Origin of the sequence: Sulfitobacter sp. THAF37, from assembly GCF_009363555.1 — a bacterium.
GTDB lineage: Bacteria > Pseudomonadota > Alphaproteobacteria > Rhodobacterales > Rhodobacteraceae > Sulfitobacter.
In genome coordinates, this window is sequence record NZ_CP045372.1 from 1,807,402 (window position 1) to 1,825,484 (window position 18,083).

General features: G+C 65.1%; 21 protein-coding genes. 5 read left to right on the forward strand and 16 right to left on the reverse strand.

Annotated features, from left to right (window positions below; genetic code table 11):
* The first annotated feature begins 57 nt into the window (after window positions 1–57).
* The 5 genes from FIU94_RS08885 (at window position 58) to FIU94_RS08905 (ending at window position 3,460) form a co-directional block, all read left to right on the forward strand.
* A complete protein-coding gene (locus FIU94_RS08885) occupies window positions 58–735 on the forward strand; it encodes a cell division ATP-binding protein FtsE (protein WP_152465463.1) in 678 nt (225 codons plus the stop codon).
* On the forward strand, window positions 732–1,637 hold the full coding sequence (locus FIU94_RS08890) for an ABC transporter permease (protein ID WP_152465464.1): 906 nt from the start codon (window positions 732–734) through the stop codon (window positions 1,635–1,637). The genes FIU94_RS08885 and FIU94_RS08890 overlap by 4 nt, the downstream gene beginning before the upstream one ends.
* Window positions 1,637–2,362, forward strand: coding sequence for a 1-acyl-sn-glycerol-3-phosphate acyltransferase (locus FIU94_RS08895; RefSeq protein ID WP_152465465.1), 726 nt, complete (start codon window positions 1,637–1,639; stop codon window positions 2,360–2,362). The genes FIU94_RS08890 and FIU94_RS08895 overlap by 1 nt, the downstream gene beginning before the upstream one ends.
* Window positions 2,349–2,954, forward strand: coding sequence for a pyridoxamine 5'-phosphate oxidase family protein (locus FIU94_RS08900; RefSeq protein WP_152465466.1), 606 nt, complete (start codon window positions 2,349–2,351; stop codon window positions 2,952–2,954). The genes FIU94_RS08895 and FIU94_RS08900 overlap by 14 nt, the downstream gene beginning before the upstream one ends.
* A gap of 119 nt (window positions 2,955–3,073) precedes the next feature.
* The gene (locus FIU94_RS08905; RefSeq protein ID WP_152465467.1) at window positions 3,074–3,460 is read left to right on the forward strand and encodes a hypothetical protein; all 387 of its coding nucleotides are present in this window, start codon (window positions 3,074–3,076) and stop codon (window positions 3,458–3,460) included.
* A 186-nt stretch (window positions 3,461–3,646) separates the two neighbouring features.
* On the opposite strand, the gene lpdA is transcribed toward FIU94_RS08905, so the two are convergent.
* From lpdA to FIU94_RS08985, 16 genes are all read right to left on the reverse strand, one after another.
* Window positions 3,647–5,035, reverse strand: a complete 1,389-nt coding sequence (lpdA, locus tag FIU94_RS08910; RefSeq protein ID WP_152465468.1) for a dihydrolipoyl dehydrogenase — start codon at window positions 5,033–5,035, stop codon at window positions 3,647–3,649.
* 105 nt (window positions 5,036–5,140) lie between these two features.
* Window positions 5,141–5,536, reverse strand: a complete 396-nt coding sequence (locus FIU94_RS08915) for an MAPEG family protein (RefSeq protein WP_152465469.1) — start codon at window positions 5,534–5,536, stop codon at window positions 5,141–5,143.
* The gene (locus FIU94_RS08920) at window positions 5,533–5,796 is read right to left on the reverse strand and encodes a hypothetical protein (RefSeq protein ID WP_152465470.1); all 264 of its coding nucleotides are present in this window, start codon (window positions 5,794–5,796) and stop codon (window positions 5,533–5,535) included. Before FIU94_RS08920 ends, FIU94_RS08915 begins: the two co-directional genes overlap by 4 nt.
* 12 nt (window positions 5,797–5,808) lie before the next feature.
* The gene (locus FIU94_RS08925) at window positions 5,809–6,192 is read right to left on the reverse strand and encodes an MAPEG family protein (protein WP_152465471.1); all 384 of its coding nucleotides are present in this window, start codon (window positions 6,190–6,192) and stop codon (window positions 5,809–5,811) included.
* A 54-nt stretch (window positions 6,193–6,246) separates the two neighbouring features.
* Complete coding sequence (gene odhB / locus FIU94_RS08930) at window positions 6,247–7,824, reverse strand: 2-oxoglutarate dehydrogenase complex dihydrolipoyllysine-residue succinyltransferase (RefSeq protein WP_152465472.1); 1,578 nt, start codon at window positions 7,822–7,824, stop codon at window positions 6,247–6,249.
* Between the two features lie 3 nt (window positions 7,825–7,827).
* Entirely contained in the window at window positions 7,828–10,791 is a 2,964-nt protein-coding gene (locus FIU94_RS08935; protein WP_152465473.1) for a 2-oxoglutarate dehydrogenase E1 component, read from the reverse strand.
* Entirely contained in the window at window positions 10,788–11,318 is a 531-nt protein-coding gene (locus FIU94_RS08940) for a DUF805 domain-containing protein (protein ID WP_152465474.1), read from the reverse strand. Before FIU94_RS08940 ends, FIU94_RS08935 begins: the two co-directional genes overlap by 4 nt.
* Before the next feature lie 25 nt (window positions 11,319–11,343).
* Window positions 11,344–12,231, reverse strand: coding sequence for a succinate--CoA ligase subunit alpha (gene sucD / locus FIU94_RS08945; RefSeq protein WP_152465475.1), 888 nt, complete (start codon window positions 12,229–12,231; stop codon window positions 11,344–11,346).
* 53 nt (window positions 12,232–12,284) lie between these two features.
* Window positions 12,285–12,554, reverse strand: a complete 270-nt coding sequence (locus tag FIU94_RS08950; RefSeq protein ID WP_152465476.1) for a hypothetical protein — start codon at window positions 12,552–12,554, stop codon at window positions 12,285–12,287.
* 72 nt (window positions 12,555–12,626) lie between these two features.
* Window positions 12,627–13,142 carry a hypothetical protein gene (locus tag FIU94_RS08955; RefSeq protein WP_216643244.1) on the reverse strand — a complete coding sequence of 172 codons (516 nt, stop codon included), beginning with the start codon at window positions 13,140–13,142 and terminating at the stop codon, window positions 12,627–12,629.
* The gene (locus tag FIU94_RS08960) at window positions 13,139–13,423 is read right to left on the reverse strand and encodes a hypothetical protein (RefSeq protein WP_254702491.1); all 285 of its coding nucleotides are present in this window, start codon (window positions 13,421–13,423) and stop codon (window positions 13,139–13,141) included. The genes FIU94_RS08955 and FIU94_RS08960 overlap by 4 nt, the downstream gene beginning before the upstream one ends.
* Before the next feature lie 388 nt (window positions 13,424–13,811).
* The gene (sucC, locus tag FIU94_RS08965; RefSeq protein ID WP_152465478.1) at window positions 13,812–15,005 is read right to left on the reverse strand and encodes an ADP-forming succinate--CoA ligase subunit beta; all 1,194 of its coding nucleotides are present in this window, start codon (window positions 15,003–15,005) and stop codon (window positions 13,812–13,814) included.
* Between the two features lie 242 nt (window positions 15,006–15,247).
* Window positions 15,248–16,129: a sulfotransferase domain-containing protein gene (locus FIU94_RS08970; RefSeq protein ID WP_152465479.1), complete on the reverse strand. Its 882-nt coding sequence runs from the start codon at window positions 16,127–16,129 to the stop codon at window positions 15,248–15,250.
* A gap of 143 nt (window positions 16,130–16,272) precedes the next feature.
* Complete coding sequence (locus FIU94_RS08975; protein WP_152465480.1) at window positions 16,273–17,304, reverse strand: MaoC family dehydratase; 1,032 nt, start codon at window positions 17,302–17,304, stop codon at window positions 16,273–16,275.
* Window positions 17,304–17,507 carry a DUF1737 domain-containing protein gene (locus tag FIU94_RS08980; RefSeq protein WP_152465481.1) on the reverse strand — a complete coding sequence of 68 codons (204 nt, stop codon included), beginning with the start codon at window positions 17,505–17,507 and terminating at the stop codon, window positions 17,304–17,306. The genes FIU94_RS08975 and FIU94_RS08980 overlap by 1 nt, the downstream gene beginning before the upstream one ends.
* A gap of 17 nt (window positions 17,508–17,524) precedes the next feature.
* Window positions 17,525–18,082: an NnrU family protein gene (locus tag FIU94_RS08985; RefSeq protein ID WP_152465482.1), complete on the reverse strand. Its 558-nt coding sequence runs from the start codon at window positions 18,080–18,082 to the stop codon at window positions 17,525–17,527.
* Window position 18,083: the final 1 nt, after the last annotated feature.

Here is an 18,083-nt window from a genome sequence, read left to right on the forward strand (position 1 = left end):
CATTGAATCCCCTGCGGTGCTAAGGCACAACAGGTCAACGAAATCCGGGGTACAGGCGTGATCGAGCTGGAAAATGTGGCCTACAGCTACGGCGGGGGCGAACTGCTGTCGGACATCACGCTGAAACTGGCGCCCGGGTCCTTCCACTTTCTGACCGGTCCCTCCGGGGCGGGCAAGACCACGCTGATGAAGCTGTGCTACGGGGCGCTGATGCCCACCGCGGGGCATGTTCATCTGTTCGGCAACGACGTGCGCGGTCTGGCGCGCGACGACATCGCAATGGTGCGCCGGCGCGTGGGCGTGGTGCATCAGGACGTGCAGTTCCTGGATCATCTGGACGTGGCGGAAAACATCAACCTGCCCCTGATCGTCTCTGGCCGCAGCGCCACCGCCGCCAGCGAGGACCTGGCCGATCTGATGTCCTGGGTCGGCCTGTCGAACCGCGCCGATGCCCTGCCGCCCGAACTTTCCGGCGGTGAACGGCAGCGTGCTGCGCTGGCCCGCGCGGTCATCATGTCGCCCGATGTGGTGCTGGCGGACGAGCCGACCGGCAACATCGACTGGGACATGTCCCAGCGCCTGCTGCGGCTGCTGATCGAACTGAACAAGATGGGCAAGACGGTTCTGATCGCCACCCATGACCTGGGCCTGATCCGCGCCACCAAGGCGCATGTGCAGGCCCGGGTCCTGCGCATCGCCAACCGGCGGATCCAGCTGGCGGGGGCGGACCTGTGAAGTTGACCCGCCCCAGCCTGAGCGCGCTGCTGTCGGGCGACCGCCAGGCCGACCGCGTGGTGCCGCCGTCGGGGTTTACCGCGCAGCTGACCCTGTTCGCCGCCGCTGCGATGGCCTTCATCGCGGTGTTTGCCCTGGCGCTGTCGCTGGCCGCGGGCCGCCTGGCCGACCGATGGGGGTCGGAGCTGGCCCGAACCGCCACCGTGCGCATCGTGGCCCCGCTGGATCAGCGTGCGGCCCAGACCGACGCGGCGCTGCGCATTCTGGAAACCACCAAGGGGGTTGAAACCGCCCGGGCCCTGACCGACGCCGAACAACAGGCGCTGCTGGCGCCCTGGTTCGGCCCCGACCTCGCGCTGGATGCGCTGCCGGTGCCGCGCCTGATCGAGGTGATCGAGGACAGCGATGGCATGGACGCCGCCGGACTGCGCCTGCGGCTGGCCGCCGAGGTGCCGGGGGCTGTGCTGGACGATCACGGCCGCTGGCGCGAACCGCTGGTGCGCGCGGCCACCCGCCTGCGGCTGATGGGCTGGGTGTCCATCGGCCTCATCGCCGCCACCGTCGCCGCGATGATCACGCTGGCCGCGCAGGCGGCGCTGTCCGCCAATGCCCAGGTGATCGCGGTCCTGCGGCTGGTGGGCGCCACCGATGACTATATCGCGCAGGCCTTTGTCCGCCGCTTCACCCTGCGCGGCCTTTCAGGCGCGGCGGCGGGCACGGGTGTCGCGATGGTCTCCGTGCTGCTGCTGCCCGGTGGTACGGAAACCGGCGGGTTCCTCACCGGGCTGGGCTTTCGCGGGTGGCACTGGCTGTTGCCCTTCCTGATCCCGCCGCTGGCCGGTGCCGTCGCCTTTACCGCGACGCGGGCCGCCGCGCGGCGCACGCTGCGGGGGTTGTCCTGATGCTGCAATGGATACGCTCACTCGTCTACATCGTGCAGGTCACGGTGGCGATGCCGGTCATCGGCCTGGCCTTTGCCCCCTGGGCCATGTTTTCCAAGCGGGGCGCATACACCGCCTGCAAGACCTACGCCGCATGGTGCATGTGGTCGGCGCGCTGGCTGATCGGCCTGCGCTGCGAGGTTCGGGGCACGGTGCCCACCGGCGAAGTTCTGATCGCGGCCAAGCACCAGTCCTTCCTCGACATCATCATGATCTTCCACGCGCTGCCGCGCGCCAAATTCATCATGAAGCGCGAAATCCTCTGGACCCCGGTGATCGGCCAGTACACCAAGCGGATGCAGATGATCGCCGTGGACAGGGGCAAGCGGGGCAAGGCCATCGCCAAGATGCTGGCGGACGTGGAGGCGGGCAAGATCGAGCCGGGGCAGATCGTGATCTATTCCCAGGGCACCCGCGTTCCTCCCGGCAAGCGGATCCCCTACAAGGTGGGCAGCGCCGCGCTATACGAACAGTTGCAGCAGCCCTGCGTCCCGGCGGCGACCAACGCGGGCTACTTCTGGCCGCGCCGGGGGCTCTACCGGCGTCCCGGCGTCGCGGTGGTCGAATTCCTCGACCCGATCCCGCCGGGGCTGAGCCGGGCCGACTTCATGCAACGGCTGGAAGAGGTCGTGGAGCGCCGTTCCGACGCGCTGTTGGAAGAAGCCGGCTGGCATGCGCAGGATTGACGACATCGCGGCACTTGAGGCGCTGTATGGCACACCCGGCGCGCCTGCGCTGCGCAAGGTGGCGGACCGCCTGACGCCGCTTTACCGCGACTGGATCATGGCATCAAAGCTGTGCATCCTGTCCACCGTCGGCCCCGAGGGCACCGACGGCAGCCCGCGCGGCGACGATGGCCCGGTGGTGCTGGAACTGGATGCGCGGACGCTGGCGCTGCCCGACTGGCGCGGCAACAACCGGCTGGATTCGCTGCGCAATATCGTGGTGGATGGCCGCGTGTCGCTGATGTTCCTGGTGCCGGGGTCGAACAACGTGGTGCGGTTGAACGGCACCGCCATCCTGACCGACGACGCCGACCTGCGCGCGCGCTTCGACAAGGGGGGCCGCCAGCCCGCCACGGTGATCGTGATCACCATCCGGGAAGTCTATACCCAATGCGCCCGCGCGTTGATGCGGGCAGGGACCTGGGCCGGTGCGGACGAAAGCGGCGGGTTGCCCAGCGTGGGTGAAATCCTGGCGGAAATGACCAGTGGCGAAGAGGGCGGCGCGCCCTACGACGACGCCTGGGGCGCCCGGGCCGCCAAGACGATGTGGTAGCTCAAGAGACAAATTTGCAACGGACTATGCTTCATGCACTCTGATCTGGAGTTTGACTAGGAACTTGGTTGCTACGCAGGTATTTCTTAGTTCCATTAATAATTTCAAAGGCTTATTTCATGGTAAGAACTGTTATTGCGGCTGCTTCGATTGCAGTCGCTTTGTCTGGGTGTGCGCAAAAGGCTTCTGATGTGACGGGGAGTTACGTGTCTCCGTTGACGTACCAGTCCTTTAGCTGCCGCCAGATTGTCGAAGAAGCGAGCAGGGTTAGCGCCAAGGTTGGAGAACTGTCAGGAGTTCAAAACAAGAAGGCCAATGATGATGCTGTTGCAACAGGTGTAGCTCTTGTAATCTTTTGGCCGGCCGCGTTCTTCATTAAGGGCGACAAGCAGACAGCATCAGAACTCGCCCGGCTGAAAGGTGAATTGGAAGCTCTGGAAAAAGTGAGCATCCAGAAAAATTGTGGGATCAAGTTCGAACGAGCTCCGGTGCCCACGAAGACCTAGCCCGATCCGAGTTTCATTTCAAAATGGGGGCGTATCGCTAGACGCCCCCTCACAAGTGGATCGGGGCATCCCCGCAGGTCAGCAGCGCCGCTTCGGAATAGGTGGGGTGTGCGTGGCAGGGCCCGCCGCGGGCGGCGAAAGGTCCGGGGGACCTTTCGCGCCCTGGACGGGCGGAGCCCGACCGGTCTACATGTGGATCGGGCCATCCCCGCAGGCCAGCGCGGCTTCGCGGACGGCTTCGGAATAGGTGGGATGCGCGTGGCATGTCATCGCCAGATCCTGCGCCGAGGCGCCGAACTCCATCGCCACGCAGATCTCGTGGATCAGGTCGCCCGCGGAGGGCCCGATGATATGCGCGCCGAGGATGCGGTCGGTTTCCTTGTCGGCAACGATCTTGACGAAACCGTCGCCCGAGAAGTTGGCCTTGGCCCGCGCGTTGCCCATGAAGGAGAATTTGCCGACCTTGTAGGCGCGGCCCGCTTCCTTGAGCGTCGCTTCGGTTTCGCCCACCGACGCGACCTCGGGGTGGGTGTAGATCACGCCGGGAATCACGCCGTAGTTCACATGGCCATGCTTGCCCGCGATCACCTCGGCCACGGCCATGCCTTCGTCCTCGGCCTTGTGGGCCAGCATCGGGCCTTCGATCACGTCGCCGATGGCATAGATGCCCTTGACGTCGGTTTCCCATTCCTTGGTGACGGCGATCTGGCCGCGCTTGGTCAGGCGGATGCCGAGATCGTCCAGGCCGACGCCCTCGTGGTAGGGTTTGCGCCCGGTGGCGACCAGCACCACGTCGGCGTCGATGGCATTTTCGCTGTCATCCTTGCGCAGCTTGTAATGCACCTTGGCCTTTGTCTTGGTGGCTTCCACCTTTTGCACGGCAGCGCCCATGATGAAGTCCAGCCCCTGCTTTTTCAGCATCCGCTGGAAGGTCTTCTGCACCTCGGGGTCCATGCCGGGTGTGATCGCATCGAGGAATTCGACCACCGTGACCTCTGAGCCAAGCCGGGAATAGACGCTGCCCAGTTCCAGGCCGATCACGCCCGCGCCGATGACCACCATCTTCTTGGGCACCTTGCCCAGTTCCAGCGCACCGGTGGAGGTGACGACGACCTTTTCATCCACCTCGACGCCGGGCAGCGACGACGGTTCGGAGCCGGTGGCGATGATGATGTTCTTGGCCTCGTGCACCTCGTCGCCGACCTTGACCTTGCCCGCCTCGGGGATGCTACCCCATCCTTTCAGCCAGTCGATCTTGTTCTTCTTGAACAGGAATTCGATGCCCTTGGTATTGGTGTCGATGGTGCTGTCCTTGTAGGTCAGCATCTGCTTCCAGTCGACGGAAGGCGATTTGCCCTTGAGGCCCATCTCGGCGAAATTGTGTTCGGCCTCGTGCAGCATGTGGGAGGCGTGCAGCAGCGCCTTGGACGGGATGCAGCCGACGTTCAGGCAGGTGCCGCCCAAGGTTTCCCGCCCCTCTACGCAGGCGGTTTTCAGGCCCAGCTGCGCGCAGCGGATCGCGGCGACATAGCCGCCGGGGCCGGAGCCGATAACGATGACATCATAGGTGGACATGGGGGTCTCCTTGCCTTGGGTGTTGAGCGTGTTGCAGGCGAGGGTAGGGGGGCCAGCCCCCCGGCGCAAGCGCCGCCCCCCGGTGTATTTGCGCGAACAATGAAATCAGAAGAGGGCGGCCATCAGCATCAGCAGGGTGGCGAGAAAGCCGATGAACCAGATGAGCGACCGCCAGGGCCGCCAGCCCAGAGCGTAGGCGGGGATATAGATCAGCCGCGCCCCGAGGTAGACCCAGCCGCAGAGCGCGGTCAGCGCGCTGTTCTGCCCCGACATCTGGATCACGCCCACGGCGATGGCAAAGAGGATCAGCCCTTCGAAATGGTTGTCGAAGGCGCGGCCAAGGCGCGCGGTCCGGTCCGAGAGTGCGTTGGACGGATCGCGGTCGCGGGCGGACATGGTGTAGCCCGGCCCGAGTTCGCGATTGGCCGGCACCGCGTAGATCGCGAATTGCAGGTATTGCAGCAGTGCCGCCAGCGTCAATGCCGTCAGTTCCGGGGTCATGACGTTTTCAGGAAATAGGCGGAGGAGGAGGTCACGGTGCCGCCGTCGTCGGCCGCCAGTGCGTTGGACCGGTCGATCCATTGCTGCGCCTTGTCGCGGTCGTTGACCTCCAGAAGGACAAAGGCGTGCGTGTCGCTGTCGGCGTCCTTCCAGACCTGCAGCACGGTCAGCCCCGCGTTGCGCCGCGCCTCGTCGTCCTTGTCAAAGGCGGCTTTCCAGTCGGCGAAGTTGCTGACGTGCTGGTGGACGATCATCTGCATCGGGGAGACCTTTCAAAGCGCCTGGAAGTAGAGGACGGCAGTGGCGAGGAAGCCCGCCAGCCAGGCCAGTGTGCGCACCGCGGGGACGCCGATCGCATAGACCGGCAGGTAGATGATGCGCGCGATCATGAAGACCTGTGCGGCCAGCAAGGTCGTGGGATTGGTCTGTTCCGTGATCACGAGGATCAGCACGGCGGGGGCAAAAAGCGTCATCGCGACGATGGAGTTGTTCAGCGCCCGTTCGATCCGCGCGACCATGCCCGTGGTGCCGCGATTGTCGTCGCGGGCGGACATCAGGTACCCCATGGAGAGCTGGGTCATGGCGCCCAGCACCTGCAGGAGGATCGTGACCATGACCAGCAGGCCATAGGCGATGAGAATGGTGATTTCGGTCATGGTATCCAAATCCTAGCGAGGGGGTGGCGGCCCGTGGCGGGCCGCCGCGGGGGGTTACAGGTCCATCAGCAGGCGGCGGGGGTCTTCCAGCGCCTCTTTCACGCGCACAAGGAACGTGACCGCCCCCTTGCCGTCGACGATGCGGTGGTCGTAGCTGAGGGCGAGGTACATCATCGGGCGCACCACGATTTCGCCGTTCACCACCATCGCGCGGTCCTGGATCTTGTGCATGCCCAGAATGCCCGATTGCGGCGGGTTCAGGATGGGCGAGGACATGAGCGAGCCGTAGACGCCGCCGTTCGAGATGGTGAAGGTGCCGCCCTGCATGTCGGCCATGCTGAGCTTGCCGTCGCGGGCCTTGGCGCCCAGGCTGTTGATCGTCTTTTCGATCTCGGCGAAGGACATGGAATCGGCGTCCTTGACCACCGGCACCACGAGGCCGGTGGGGGTGCCCACGGCGATGCCCATGTGAACGTAGTTCTTGTAGATCACATCGGTGCCGTCGATTTCGGCGTTGACGTCCGGCACTTCGTTCAGGGCGTGGCAGCAGGCCTTGGTGAAGAAGGACATGAAGCCCAGCTTCACCCCGTGTTTCTTTTCGAACAGCGCCTTGTATTCGTTGCGCAGGTCCATCACCGCGGTCATGTCCACCTCGTTGTAGGTGGTTAGCATCGCGGCGGTGTTCTGCGATTCCTTGAGGCGGCGCGCGATGGTCTGGCGCAGGCGGGTCATCTTGACCCGTTCCTCGCGCGCGGCATCGTCGGCGCCGGACGGCGCACGGGGGGCGGACTTCGCTTCCGGCGTTGACGCGGCGGAATTGCCCGCCGCGATCGCCTTGGCCACGTCTTCCTTCATCACGCGGCCGTCGCGGCCGGTGCCCGTCACCGCATCGCGGCTGATGTTGTTCTCGGCCATGGCCTTCTTGGCGGAGGGGGCGTCCTCCACGTCCTTGCCGCTCTTGCTGTCGGCGGCGGCGGGGGGCGGCGCGCTTTCCTGCGCGGGGGCGGAGGCAGAGCCGCCTTCGGCGCCGGAGATCACGGCAAGCTTGCCGTTGGCCTCGACGGTGCTGCCTTCCTCGGCCAGGATTTGGGTCAGGGTGCCCGCGGCGGGGGCGGGAACCTCGACGCTGACCTTGTCGGTTTCCAGCTCGCACAGCATCTCGTCCTGCGCGACAGTGTCGCCGACCTGTTTGAACCAGGTGCTGACGGTGGCTTCTGTCACGCTTTCGCCCAGGGTGGGCACCATGACGTCCACATCGTCGGCGGGATCGCGGGGCTTCATTTCCTCGGCACCGGCATCGACGGATTTCGGGGTGTCCTGGCCGCGTTCGGAAGCGGACTCCGCCTTGTCGTCCTTGGCCGCTTCCTTTGCCTTGGGCGCGTCGTCGGAGCCTTCGTCGCCTTCGGAGATATTGGCGAGCAGGGCATCGACACCCACGGTTTCACCCTCTTCGGCGACGATGTCCGACAGGGTCCCGGCGACGGGGCTGGGCACTTCGACGGTGACTTTGTCGGTTTCCAGCTCGCAGAGCATTTCATCGACCGCCACGGTGTCGCCGGGTTTCTTGAACCAGGTGGCGACGGTGGCTTCGGTCACGGATTCGCCCAGGGTGGGCACACGTACTTCGGTCATGGGTTACTTTCCTTCGATGGTCAGCGCCTCGTCAACGAGAGCGGCTTGTTGTGCTTTGTGCTGGCTGGCCAGTCCCGTCGCGGGAGAGGCGGCGGTGGCGCGGCCGACGTAGGTCGGGCGACCGTGTTTCGCACCGATGCGGCCAAGGACCCATTCGATGTTCGGTTCGATGAAGCTCCAGCCGCCCTGGTTCTTGGGCTCTTCCTGGCACCAGATCATTTCGGCATTCTTGAACCGCTCCAGTTCCTTCACCGAGGATTGCGCGGGGAAGGGGTAGAACTGTTCGAAGCGCAGGATGTAGATGTCGTCGATCCCGCGGCTGTCGCGCTCTTCCAGCAGGTCGTAGTAAACCTTGCCCGAACACATGACGACGCGCCTGATCTTGTCGTCCGCCACCAGCTTGGTGTCCGAGTTGCCCTTTTCCGCGTCGTCCCACAGGACCCGGTGGAAACTGCTGCCGGTGGTGAATTCCTCTGCCGTCGAGACCGCCAGCTTGTGACGCAACAGGGATTTCGGTGTCATCAGCATCAGCGGCTTGCGGTAGCTGCGGTGCAGCTGGCGGCGCAGCAGGTGGAAGTAGTTGGCGGGCGTGGTGCAATTGGCCACGATCCAGTTGTCGCCGCCGCACATGGTCAGGAACCGTTCCAGCCGGGCAGAGGAGTGTTCCGGCCCCTGGCCTTCGTAGCCGTGGGGCATCAGGCAGACGAGACCGGACATGCGCAGCCATTTGCTTTCGCCCGAGCTGATGAACTGGTCGAACATGATCTGCGCGCCGTTGGCGAAATCGCCGAACTGCGCCTCCCACAGGGTCAGCGCGTTGGGTTCGGCCAGCGAATAGCCGTATTCAAAGCCCAGCACCGCGTATTCCGACAGCATGGAATCGATGACCTCGTATTCCGCCTGACCCTCGCGGATGTGGTTGAGGGGATAATAGCGGTCCTCGGTCTCCTGGTTGATCAGGGCGGAATGGCGCTGGCTGAAGGTGCCGCGGGCGCTGTCCTGGCCGGACAGGCGGACCTTGTAGCCCTCGGTCAGCAGGGAACCGAAGGCGATGGCCTCGGCGGTGGCCCAGTCAAAGCCCTTGCCTTCCTCGAACATCGTGGCCTTCGCGTCCAACAGGCGCCCCACCGTCTTGTGCAGGGGGAAGCTGTCGGGCGCAGTGGTCAGCGCCTTGCCCACATCGGCAAGGGTTTCCTTGGAAATCGCCGTCTTGCCGCGCTGGTATTTCTTGTTCTTCGACCGGTCGAGATGCGACCACTTGCCGTCCAGCCAGTCGGCCTTGTTGGGGCGGTAGTCCTTACCGGCCTCGAATTCCTCGTTCATCTTCTTCTGGAAGTCGGCCTTCATGTCCTCGATCTCGCCCTCGGGGACGAGACCGTCCTGGACCAGCCGGTCGGAGTAGAGGCTGAGCGTCGTCTTCTGGCCCTTGATCTTCTTGTACATGATCGGGTTGGTGAACATCGGCTCGTCGCCTTCGTTGTGACCGAAGCGGCGGTAGCAGATGAGGTCGATCACCACGTCCTTGTGGAACTTCTGCCGGAACTCCGTGGCGACGCGGGCGGCGTGGACGACCGCCTCCGGGTCGTCGCCGTTGACGTGGAAGATCGGCGCTTCGACCACCAGCGCGTTGTCCGTCGGATAGGGCGAAGAGCGCGAGAAATGCGGCGCGGTGGTAAAGCCGATCTGGTTGTTCACGACGATGTGCATGGTGCCGCCGGTCTTGTGCCCCCGAAGGCCCGAGAGCGCGAAACATTCGGCCACGACACCCTGGCCTGCAAAGGCCGCGTCGCCGTGCAGCAGGACCGGCATCACCTTGGTCCGGTCGGTATCGTTCAGCTGGTCCTGCTTGGCGCGGGCCTTGCCCAGCACCACGGGGTTCACCGCCTCAAGGTGGCTGGGGTTGGCAGTCAGGCTGAGGTGCACGGTGTTGCCGTCAAAATCGCGATCCGACGACGCGCCGAGGTGATATTTCACATCGCCCGATCCGTCCACATCCTCGGGTTTGAAGCTGCCACCCTGGAATTCGTTGAAAATGGCGCGGTAGGGCTTTTGCAACACGTTGGCCAATACCGACAGGCGGCCCCTGTGGGGCATCCCGATCACGATCTCCTTGACCCCCAGCGCGCCGCCGCGCTTGATGATCTGCTCCATCGCTGGGATCAGGGATTCACCGCCGTCCAGGCCGAAACGCTTGGTGCCCATGTATTTCACATGCAGGAATTTCTCGAATCCCTCGGCCTCCACCAGCTTGTTCAGGATCGCCTTGCGCCCGTTCTTGGTAAAGGTGATCTCCTTGCCATAGCCTTCGATCCGTTCCTTCAGCCAGCCGGCCTGTTCGGGATCGGAGATGTGCATGTACTGCAGCGCAAAGGTCCCGCAGTAGGTGCGTTTCACGATATCGACGATTTCGCGCATGCTGGCCACTTCGAGGCCCAGCACGTTGTCGAGAAAGATCGGGCGGTCCATGTCCGCATCGGTGAAACCGTAGGATTTCGGGTCCAGCTCCGCGTGGTCGCCGGTGTCGCGCATGCCCAGCGGGTCAAGCGTGGCGGCGAGATGGCCGCGAATGCGGTAGGCGCGGATCAGCATCAGCGCGCGCACGGAATCGAGCACGGCGGCGCGGACCTGCTCGGTCGAGACCTCTACCCCCCGTTCGGCGGCCTTCGCGGTGATCTTGTCACCCGCCGCCTTTGCCTCGGTCGGTTCCGGCCAGATGCCGGTCAGCGCGCCGAAGTCCTCGCCCGCCGGGGCCGGGGGCCAGTCGCTGCGCGCCCAGGAGGGGCCTGCCGCCTCGGCCTTGACCGTGCTGTCCTCGTCTCCCATCGCGTCGAAGAACGCGGCCCATGCCGCGTCCACGGCGGCGGGATCGTTGGCGTATCGGGCGTACATCTGTTCAAGGTAATCGGCGTTCTGGCCTTCCATGAAGGATGACGCCTGAAACTGGTCATTGGCGGGCTGTTTGGTCATGATGACACCTCACGAGGGTTGGGACCGTACACATTGGGACCGGGCTGGCTGGGGCGGGTGAGCCACCACAGCACCAGAAAAGGAGAGATGAAGGCGACGATCGCCGCCAGCATCAGGATAATACCGAAAGCCCCGGCAAAGAGGGCGGCGACGTCTCCGGACAGCACGGCGCCGAAACCGCCTGCGACGCTGACGAAGATGCTGATCCCCACGATGACGATCAACGGGTAGAGCAGGAAGAGACCGGACCGGCCCGTGTCGTGCATCCGCCGCCAGCCAACGGCGAGCGACGGGATCAGGATGGCCAGCCCGAAGACGGAGGCGATGGGTCCGCTGCTGTCCACGGTGACGGAACCGGGCGCGGTCTGCACCACCGGATCACCGAACAGCATGTTGTCCACGAAACCCAGCAGCAGGCTGCCCAGGAACCCGAACAGCGCGAAATACCAGTATTCCGGGCGCGGCGCGCGGCCCGAAAACGTGGCATAGCGCCGAAGGCAGGTTAGGACAGCCTTTGCAAAGGTCATCTGCGTCTCCGTCGGCAGCGGGCGATCAGCCCTTTTCGATGGCGGCCTTGACGGCCTCGCCCAGCGTGGCGGGGCTGTCGGCGACGACGATCCCGGCGGATTTCATCGCCTCGATCTTGTCCTCGGCGCCGCCCTTGCCACCGGCGACGATGGCGCCTGCGTGGCCCATGCGGCGGCCCGGAGGCGCGGTGCGACCGGCGATGAAACCGGCGGTGGGCTTCCAGCGGCCCTTCTTGCGCTCGTCGGCAAGGAACTGCGCGGCTTCTTCCTCGGCGGAGCCGCCGATTTCGCCGATCATGATGATGCTCTCGGTTTCATCGTCGGCCAGGAACATTTCCAGCACGTCGATGTGTTCGGTCCCCTTGATCGGGTCGCCGCCGATGCCCACGGCGGAGGACTGGCCATAGCCCAGGTCGGTGGTCTGCTTGACGGCCTCGTAGGTCAGCGTGCCGGAGCGGCTGACGACACCGCAGGTGCCGCGCTTGTGGATGTGGCCGGGCATGATGCCGATCTTGCAGGCGTCCGGCGTGATGACACCGGGGCAGTTCGGCCCGATCAGGCGGGATTTCGATCCGTCCAGTGCGCGGGCGACGCGCATCATGTCGAGCACGGGGATACCTTCGGTGATGCAGACGATCAGCGGCATTTCCGCGTCGATGGCTTCGAGGATCGAATCCGCCGCGAAGGGCGGCGGCACGTAGATCACCGATGCATTGGCTTCGGTCACATGCATCGCCTCGTGGACGGAGTTGAACACCGGCAGGTCAAGGTGCGTCTGCCCGCCCTTGCCCGGGGTCACGCCACCGACCATCTTGGTGCCATAGGCGATGGCCTGTTCGGTGTGGAAGGTCCCCTGTGACCCGGTGAGGCCCTGACAGATGACTTTGGTGTTTTCGTCTACAAGTACGGCCATGTGCCGCGTCTCCTTCAGTTGATTTCGTTCGTGGGTTCCGACCGGCGCGCGGCTCAGTCGATGATGGGTTGCGATCCGTCGCCGGGGACGGGGGTGTAGGCGGCGTCCGGCGTGCAGGGTGCCTCGCCCAGGCCGCCGCAGCTGGTTGTGACGACCGGGGCCACCGCGACGGCGCCCTGGGCCAGCGCCGATGTGCTGGGATGCACCGCCTGGGGTCCGGCGCGGACGCCGTCGTTGGCGCGGTTGGTGTTGCACCCTGACAGCGCGGCACCCAGAACGAGGATGCCGAGGACGCGGGCAAAGGGTTGTTTCTTGGGGTTCATCGCTTTCTCCTTGGGGTCAGGCAGGTGCATTGCGCGGCAGGACCGGGCAGGGCCGCGGGGCGCGCGATACAGTCATGATCCCCCCGGCAGGCCAAGACCGGAATAGAGCCGGTCGACGGACATGAAGGTGACGGGGGCGTCGGGGGCGTTGCGGATGCCGACGTGGACCACGGCAACGCGGCCCCGCAGCAGCTCTCGCCCCTCGATCAGGGCGGTGTCGGTCGTCGCGGTGTGGGTGTCGGGCAGGGGGATCGGCGTGCCGAAGACCGGCGGCCTGGCCATCTGGGCTCGCAGCGCGGCGATGGCTTCGACGGTGTAGTCGCCGTCGAATGCCACCTCGCAGCGACGCTCGACGCCTTCGGGGGCATCCGCCGGGCGCGGCTCAAGGCTGTCGTCCCAGAAGGTCAGCGTAAAGGGCGCGCCGTCGGCCTGCATGTTGCGCCGGGCGTCGGCGACGGTCTGGCCCGCCTTGAAGCACCAGGTGTTGAAGGCTTCGATGGAGATGAGGGCCTGCCTGGGGGTGCCCGCGACGGCACCCGGTGCAGCAAGCCCCGCCAGAAGCGCGATATGAAGCGCGTTTCGGATCAAAACAGGCGGTCCTCGTCCTCGACCAGTTCGTCCAGCGCGCGGACCAGGATCAGCCCTGCGCCCATGATCATCAGCGACCGGGCGATGGAGCCGGTCAAATTCCCCGGCAGCGCGCCCGCCAGCCCGTCACGCGACTTGCGCGCGGCGCGGCGGATGCCCCGGTCATGTCCGCGGGCGTCGTCCTCGTCGTCGGGCAGGGTCAGCAGATCCGGCTGCCAGCGCCGGACCAGCAAACCCGCACCCAAAAGGGCAAGGCCGGAGAGAAGGGGTGAAGTGCGCATCTTTTCCTGCATGGTCAACCTTTCAAAATGTTCCTGTGCAAGGAAAATGGCCGAGCGGCGCAGAGGTTCCGGTAGAGGGCACGGGAGCGACGCCGGGGCCGCGCCCGTTCGGACCCCGAAACCTCCACCGGAGGTTTCGCCGGCCTTATGGCCGGACAGGTCCATTGCCGGGGCTCCGCCCGTTCGGACCTCGAAACCTCCACCGGAGGTTTCGCCGGCCTTATGGCCGGACAGGTCCATTGCCGGGGCTCCGCCCGTTCGGACCTCGAAACCTCCACCGGAGGTTTCGCCGGCCTTATGGCCGGACAGGTCCATTGCCGGGGCTCCGCCCGTTCGGACCTCGAAACCTCCACCGGAGGTTTCGCCGGCCTTATGGCCGGACAGGTCCTCACCCTTTGACGGCCTTCACGATTTTCTGCGCGCCGTCCTTGAGGTCTTCGGCGGCGATCACATCGACGTCGGAGTTGTTGATGATCTCCTTGCCCTTCTCGACATTGGTGCCTTCGAGACGGACAACCAGCGGCACCTTGAGGCCCACTTCCTTGACCGCGGCGATCACGCCCTCGGCGATCACGTCACAGCGCATGATGCCGCCGAAGATGTTCACCAGGATGCCTTTGACCTGCGGGTCGCTGGTGATGATCTTGAACGCTTCGGTCACTTTGTCCTTGGTCGCACCGCCGCCCACGTCGAGGAAGTTGGCAGGCTCCGCCCCGTAAAGCTTGATGATGTCCATCGTCGCCATCGCCAGACCCGCGCCGTTGACCATGCAGCCGATCTCGCCGTCCAGCGCGATGTAGTTGAGGTCGTACTTGGAGGCTTCGAGTTCCTTGGGGTCTTCTTCGGTGGTGTCGCGCAGCTCGGCGATGTCGGCGTGGCGGTAGATCGCGTTGCCGTCAAAGCTGACCTTGGCGTCCAGCACCTTGAGGTCGCCGCCGTCGGTGACGATCAGCGGGTTGATCTCCAGCATCTCCATGTCTTTTTCCAGGAACGCCTTGTAGAGCAGGCCCATCAGCCCGACACATTGCTTGACCTGCTTGCCTTCCAGCCCGAGGGCAAAGGCGATGCGGCGGCCGTGGAACGCCTGGTAGCCCGTGGCCGGATCGACGGAGAACGACAGGATTTTGTCAGGGGTGGAGGCGGCGACCTCTTCGATGTCCATGCCGCCCTCGGTGGAGCAGACAAAGGACACGCGGCTGGTCTGGCGGTCCACCAGCAGAGCCAGATAAAGCTCCGTCTCGATGCCGGAGCCGTCTTCGATGTAGATGCGGTTGACCTGCTTGCCCGCCGGGCCGGTCTGATGCGTGACCAGGGTGCGGCCCAGCATCTTCTTGGCCTGTTCGGCGGCCTCTTCCACGGATTTGGTCAGACGCACACCGCCTGCGTCACCGGCGTCCGCTTCCTTGAACTTGCCCTTGCCGCGACCACCCGCGTGGATCTGCGCCTTTACCACCCAGAGCGGGCCATCCATTTCGCCAGCGGCATTCTTGGCGTCCTCGGCCTTGAGGACAACGCGGCCATCGGAGACGGGCGCGCCGTAGCTGCGCAGGAGGGCTTTGGCCTGGTATTCGTGGATGTTCATCGCAAATGGATCCCGTTGTTGGTTCAAGATCGGCGCGCTGCGCGCGAGTCTTATCTGTCGCAAATCACGATTTAGCAGATGAAAGGATATTGAAAGGGCAAAGTGCATTTTGTGATCACACGTCGAAATCCTGTGATCACAAAACCGCTGAGATTAGCGAAATGTCAATGAAATATGGCCCGGAGGTTGCCGTCACACCGTCTGGAATCGGGGGCGGCGGCGACCGATCCGGTGCGGCCAGGTCAGCGCCGCCCGCGCGATCCGTATTCCAGCCAGGCCCTTTGGTCCGGTGAAAGCGCGGCATCCATAGCGCGGTCGTAGGCGGCAAGCTGGGCATCGGTCAGGGTTCCGACCCACTTGCCGCTGCTGCCGCTGTGAAAGAAGTCCGCGTCCGACTTCATGAACCCGCTGCCGCCCCCCGGCGCATATCGCGCGGCGTTGGCGCGCATGTGGTCAAAGCTGGCCGCGCGCAGCAGCTGGTCCATGACAGCGGGCGGATGGGTGATGTCCAGCACCTCCGCCACGCGGGCGAATGTGCCGGGTGGATCGCGGCGCATGTCGGCGTAGTGGAACAGGGCCACGTTCGGGCGGTCGGCCAGCGCCAGGGCGGTGGTATAGTGCCTGAGGATGTGGGCAAGCGGCATGGCATCGCCGTCGAAACCTTCGGGGCCGCCGTCGAGAAAGCGTCGGAAGGTGGTGCCGTCCTGGTCGTCCTCCGGATACCAGAGCGTGAAGAACGGCATCGGCATGTTGCGCAGGTGCATGCGATAGGAGAAATGCGCGTCGAGCGGGTGGCGAAAGACGCAGATGTACTGGACCCGGTCATCCAGCGGCAGCCCGTCCATCGGTGTATGGCTTTTCAGGCAGCGCCGGTGGTTCATCGCCTCGATCCGCTCGGCGACCTCGGCCATCTCGCGGACGCGGATGTCGACCCAGGGCATGCGGACCGTCGGTTCGGTTTCCATCTCCGGATCGCCGGAGCAGAGCAGGGCGACGATCGTCTGCATCCAGGTGGTGCCGCATTTCGGCGGGGAGGCCACGATCACATCGTCGCCGCGCAGGCGCACCATGTCCCAGCGCCGGTTGTCGGTCAAAGGCCCGAGATAGAGTTGTCGACCGGTCATGTCTGGCGCCTCCTGCAGGGTCCGTCACAGGGAAAGTCCTGTGCAGGCGGAATGCAATGGAAAAATGGCCGGATGCGCCGCCTGCCTTGCGCCTCGGGTCACATGGGGGCAGGCGGCCATGTCGCTGATCCGGTCCCGCGCCGTCACATCGGCATCAGCGCCCAGTAGTCGAGGTCGAGCAGCACGTCGGGCAGGTATTTGCCGTCCTCGCCCTTCAGGTTGAACGGCTCGCCCCCCTTGGTCGCCACCAGCCGCAGGCGGATCGCGCCGACGCCGGGGGCGGAGGTTTCGGCCTTGTCCAGCACTTCGGACCAGGCGCGGATCGTGTCGCCGGCGAGGCAGGGGTTGGCATGTGCGCCGCCGTTCAGGCCGACGACCATCTGCGCATTGGCCAGCCCGTTGAAGGACAAGGCGCGGGCCATGGAGATCACATGGCCGCCATAGATCAGGCGGCTGCCGTCGGGGCGGGCGGAGGTGTCGAAATGCACCTTGGCGGTGTTCTGCCACAGGCGGGTGGCCATCATGTGTTCGGCCTCTTCCACCGTGACGCCGTCGACGTGGTCGATCTGCTCGCCCACCTCGTAGTCGCCCCAGCGGTGCGGCTCGCCTGCCAATTCGAAATCGTAGTTGCTGAAATCCAGGCCCTTGGGGATCACGAGATCGGAGGGCGCCACCGCCTCCGGCAGGTCGGGCAGCGCGGTTTCCGGGGCGGGCGCGTCCAGGTCGTGTTTGCGCACCATGACCCAGCGGGCATATTCCAGCACAGGTTCGTCATGCTGGTTCAACCCGGTGGTGCGCACATAGACCACGCCGGTCTTGCCGTTGGAGTTCTGCTTGAGCCCGATCACTTCGGATTCGCTGCGCAGCGTATCGCCGGGCCAGACCGGGGCCAGCCAGCGGCCCTGCGCGTAGCCCAGGTTCGCCACGGCGTTCAGCGACACGTCCGGCACGGTTTTGCCGAAGACCACATGGAAGGCGACCATGTCGTCCAGCGGGCTGAACGGCAGGCCGCAGCTTTGCGCGAACTGGTCGGAGGAATACAGCGCGTGCCGCGCCGGGTAGAGCATGTGGTAGAGCGCGCGTTCGCCCATCTTGACGGTGCGCGGCACCGCGTGACGGATCGTTTCGCCCAGGGTGTAATCCTCGAAAAAGCGTCCGGCGTTGGTCTTGGCCATCAGTGGTCCCCCAGTTTCGTGTCGGGGGTGTAGGTGCCTTCGACCTCTTTCACGACCGACTGGCCGCAGCGCATGATCCCGGCGGCGTGGTCCCAGGTCTGGGTCGGTGAGCCGTAAAGCTCCCAGCCCTTGTTCAGGGCCTCGGTGACTTTGTGGCAGAAGGCGGATGTGTCCTCGGCGGACAGGAAGCGATAGAGTTTCATGCAGGCTCCGTCAGGGTTCAGGCGGGGAAGGGCGACACGCCCAGCCAGGTGTGGATGCCGACGACCACGGCAAAGATCACGGCGGTGATGACCACCAGCCGGATGTAGGTCGCGCGGCCCGCGTGGGGCGGCGGGGTCCAGCCGGGTTCGGCGCGGTTGATCAGGATCACGCTGACCACGGCCCAGGCCAGCAGGCCGCCGAACAGGATGATCGAGGCCAGATCGCCGTTCACCAGCAGGTGCGCCACGGCCCAGGTCTTGACCGCGAGCAGTTGCGGATGGCGGGTCCTGTAGGCGGGCCAGGCCTTGGCCCCCTTGGCGGCGGAAGAGCCGAAGATCCAGAAGGCCAGGACCATCAGCAGGTTGTTGACATGGACCAGGAAGCCGGGCGGGTTCCAGACGGGGATGAAATCGGCCCCGCGGTAGCCGATGACCATCAGGACCACCCCCGCCACGATCAGCACGGCCACCAGCCCCTTGCCGGGGTCGCCCAGTCTGGCACGGGCATCGGGGGCGAGGCGTTTGAAATAATGTGCGCCCACCCAGAGGATGAGGCCGAGGATCAGAAGGAACATG

Coding starts and splice junctions, on each gene's coding strand:
- FIU94_RS08970 (WP_152465479.1), bottom strand. CDS start 16,129: ATGACCGGTCGACAACTCTATCTCGGGCCTTTGACCGACAACCGGCGC.
- FIU94_RS08935 (WP_152465473.1), bottom strand. CDS start 10,791: ATGACCAAACAGCCCGCCAATGACCAGTTTCAGGCGTCATCCTTCATG.
- FIU94_RS08975 (WP_152465480.1), bottom strand. CDS start 17,304: ATGGCCAAGACCAACGCCGGACGCTTTTTCGAGGATTACACCCTGGGC.
- sucC (WP_152465478.1), bottom strand. CDS start 15,005: ATGAACATCCACGAATACCAGGCCAAAGCCCTCCTGCGCAGCTACGGC.
- FIU94_RS08940 (WP_152465474.1), bottom strand. CDS start 11,318: ATGACCTTTGCAAAGGCTGTCCTAACCTGCCTTCGGCGCTATGCCACG.
- FIU94_RS08985 (WP_152465482.1), bottom strand. CDS start 18,082: ATGTTCCTTCTGATCCTCGGCCTCATCCTCTGGGTGGGCGCACATTAT.
- odhB (WP_152465472.1), bottom strand. CDS start 7,824: ATGACCGAAGTACGTGTGCCCACCCTGGGCGAATCCGTGACCGAAGCC.
- FIU94_RS08895 (WP_152465465.1), top strand. CDS start 1,637: ATGCTGCAATGGATACGCTCACTCGTCTACATCGTGCAGGTCACGGTG.
- FIU94_RS08925 (WP_152465471.1), bottom strand. CDS start 6,192: ATGACCGAAATCACCATTCTCATCGCCTATGGCCTGCTGGTCATGGTC.
- lpdA (WP_152465468.1), bottom strand. CDS start 5,035: ATGTCCACCTATGATGTCATCGTTATCGGCTCCGGCCCCGGCGGCTAT.
- FIU94_RS08960 (WP_254702491.1), bottom strand. CDS start 13,423: ATGCGCACTTCACCCCTTCTCTCCGGCCTTGCCCTTTTGGGTGCGGGT.
- FIU94_RS08915 (WP_152465469.1), bottom strand. CDS start 5,536: ATGACCCCGGAACTGACGGCATTGACGCTGGCGGCACTGCTGCAATAC.
- FIU94_RS08900 (WP_152465466.1), top strand. CDS start 2,349: ATGCGCAGGATTGACGACATCGCGGCACTTGAGGCGCTGTATGGCACA.
- FIU94_RS08950 (WP_152465476.1), bottom strand. CDS start 12,554: ATGAACCCCAAGAAACAACCCTTTGCCCGCGTCCTCGGCATCCTCGTT.
- FIU94_RS08980 (WP_152465481.1), bottom strand. CDS start 17,507: ATGAAACTCTATCGCTTCCTGTCCGCCGAGGACACATCCGCCTTCTGC.
- sucD (WP_152465475.1), bottom strand. CDS start 12,231: ATGGCCGTACTTGTAGACGAAAACACCAAAGTCATCTGTCAGGGCCTC.
- FIU94_RS08920 (WP_152465470.1), bottom strand. CDS start 5,796: ATGCAGATGATCGTCCACCAGCACGTCAGCAACTTCGCCGACTGGAAA.
- FIU94_RS08905 (WP_152465467.1), top strand. CDS start 3,074: ATGGTAAGAACTGTTATTGCGGCTGCTTCGATTGCAGTCGCTTTGTCT.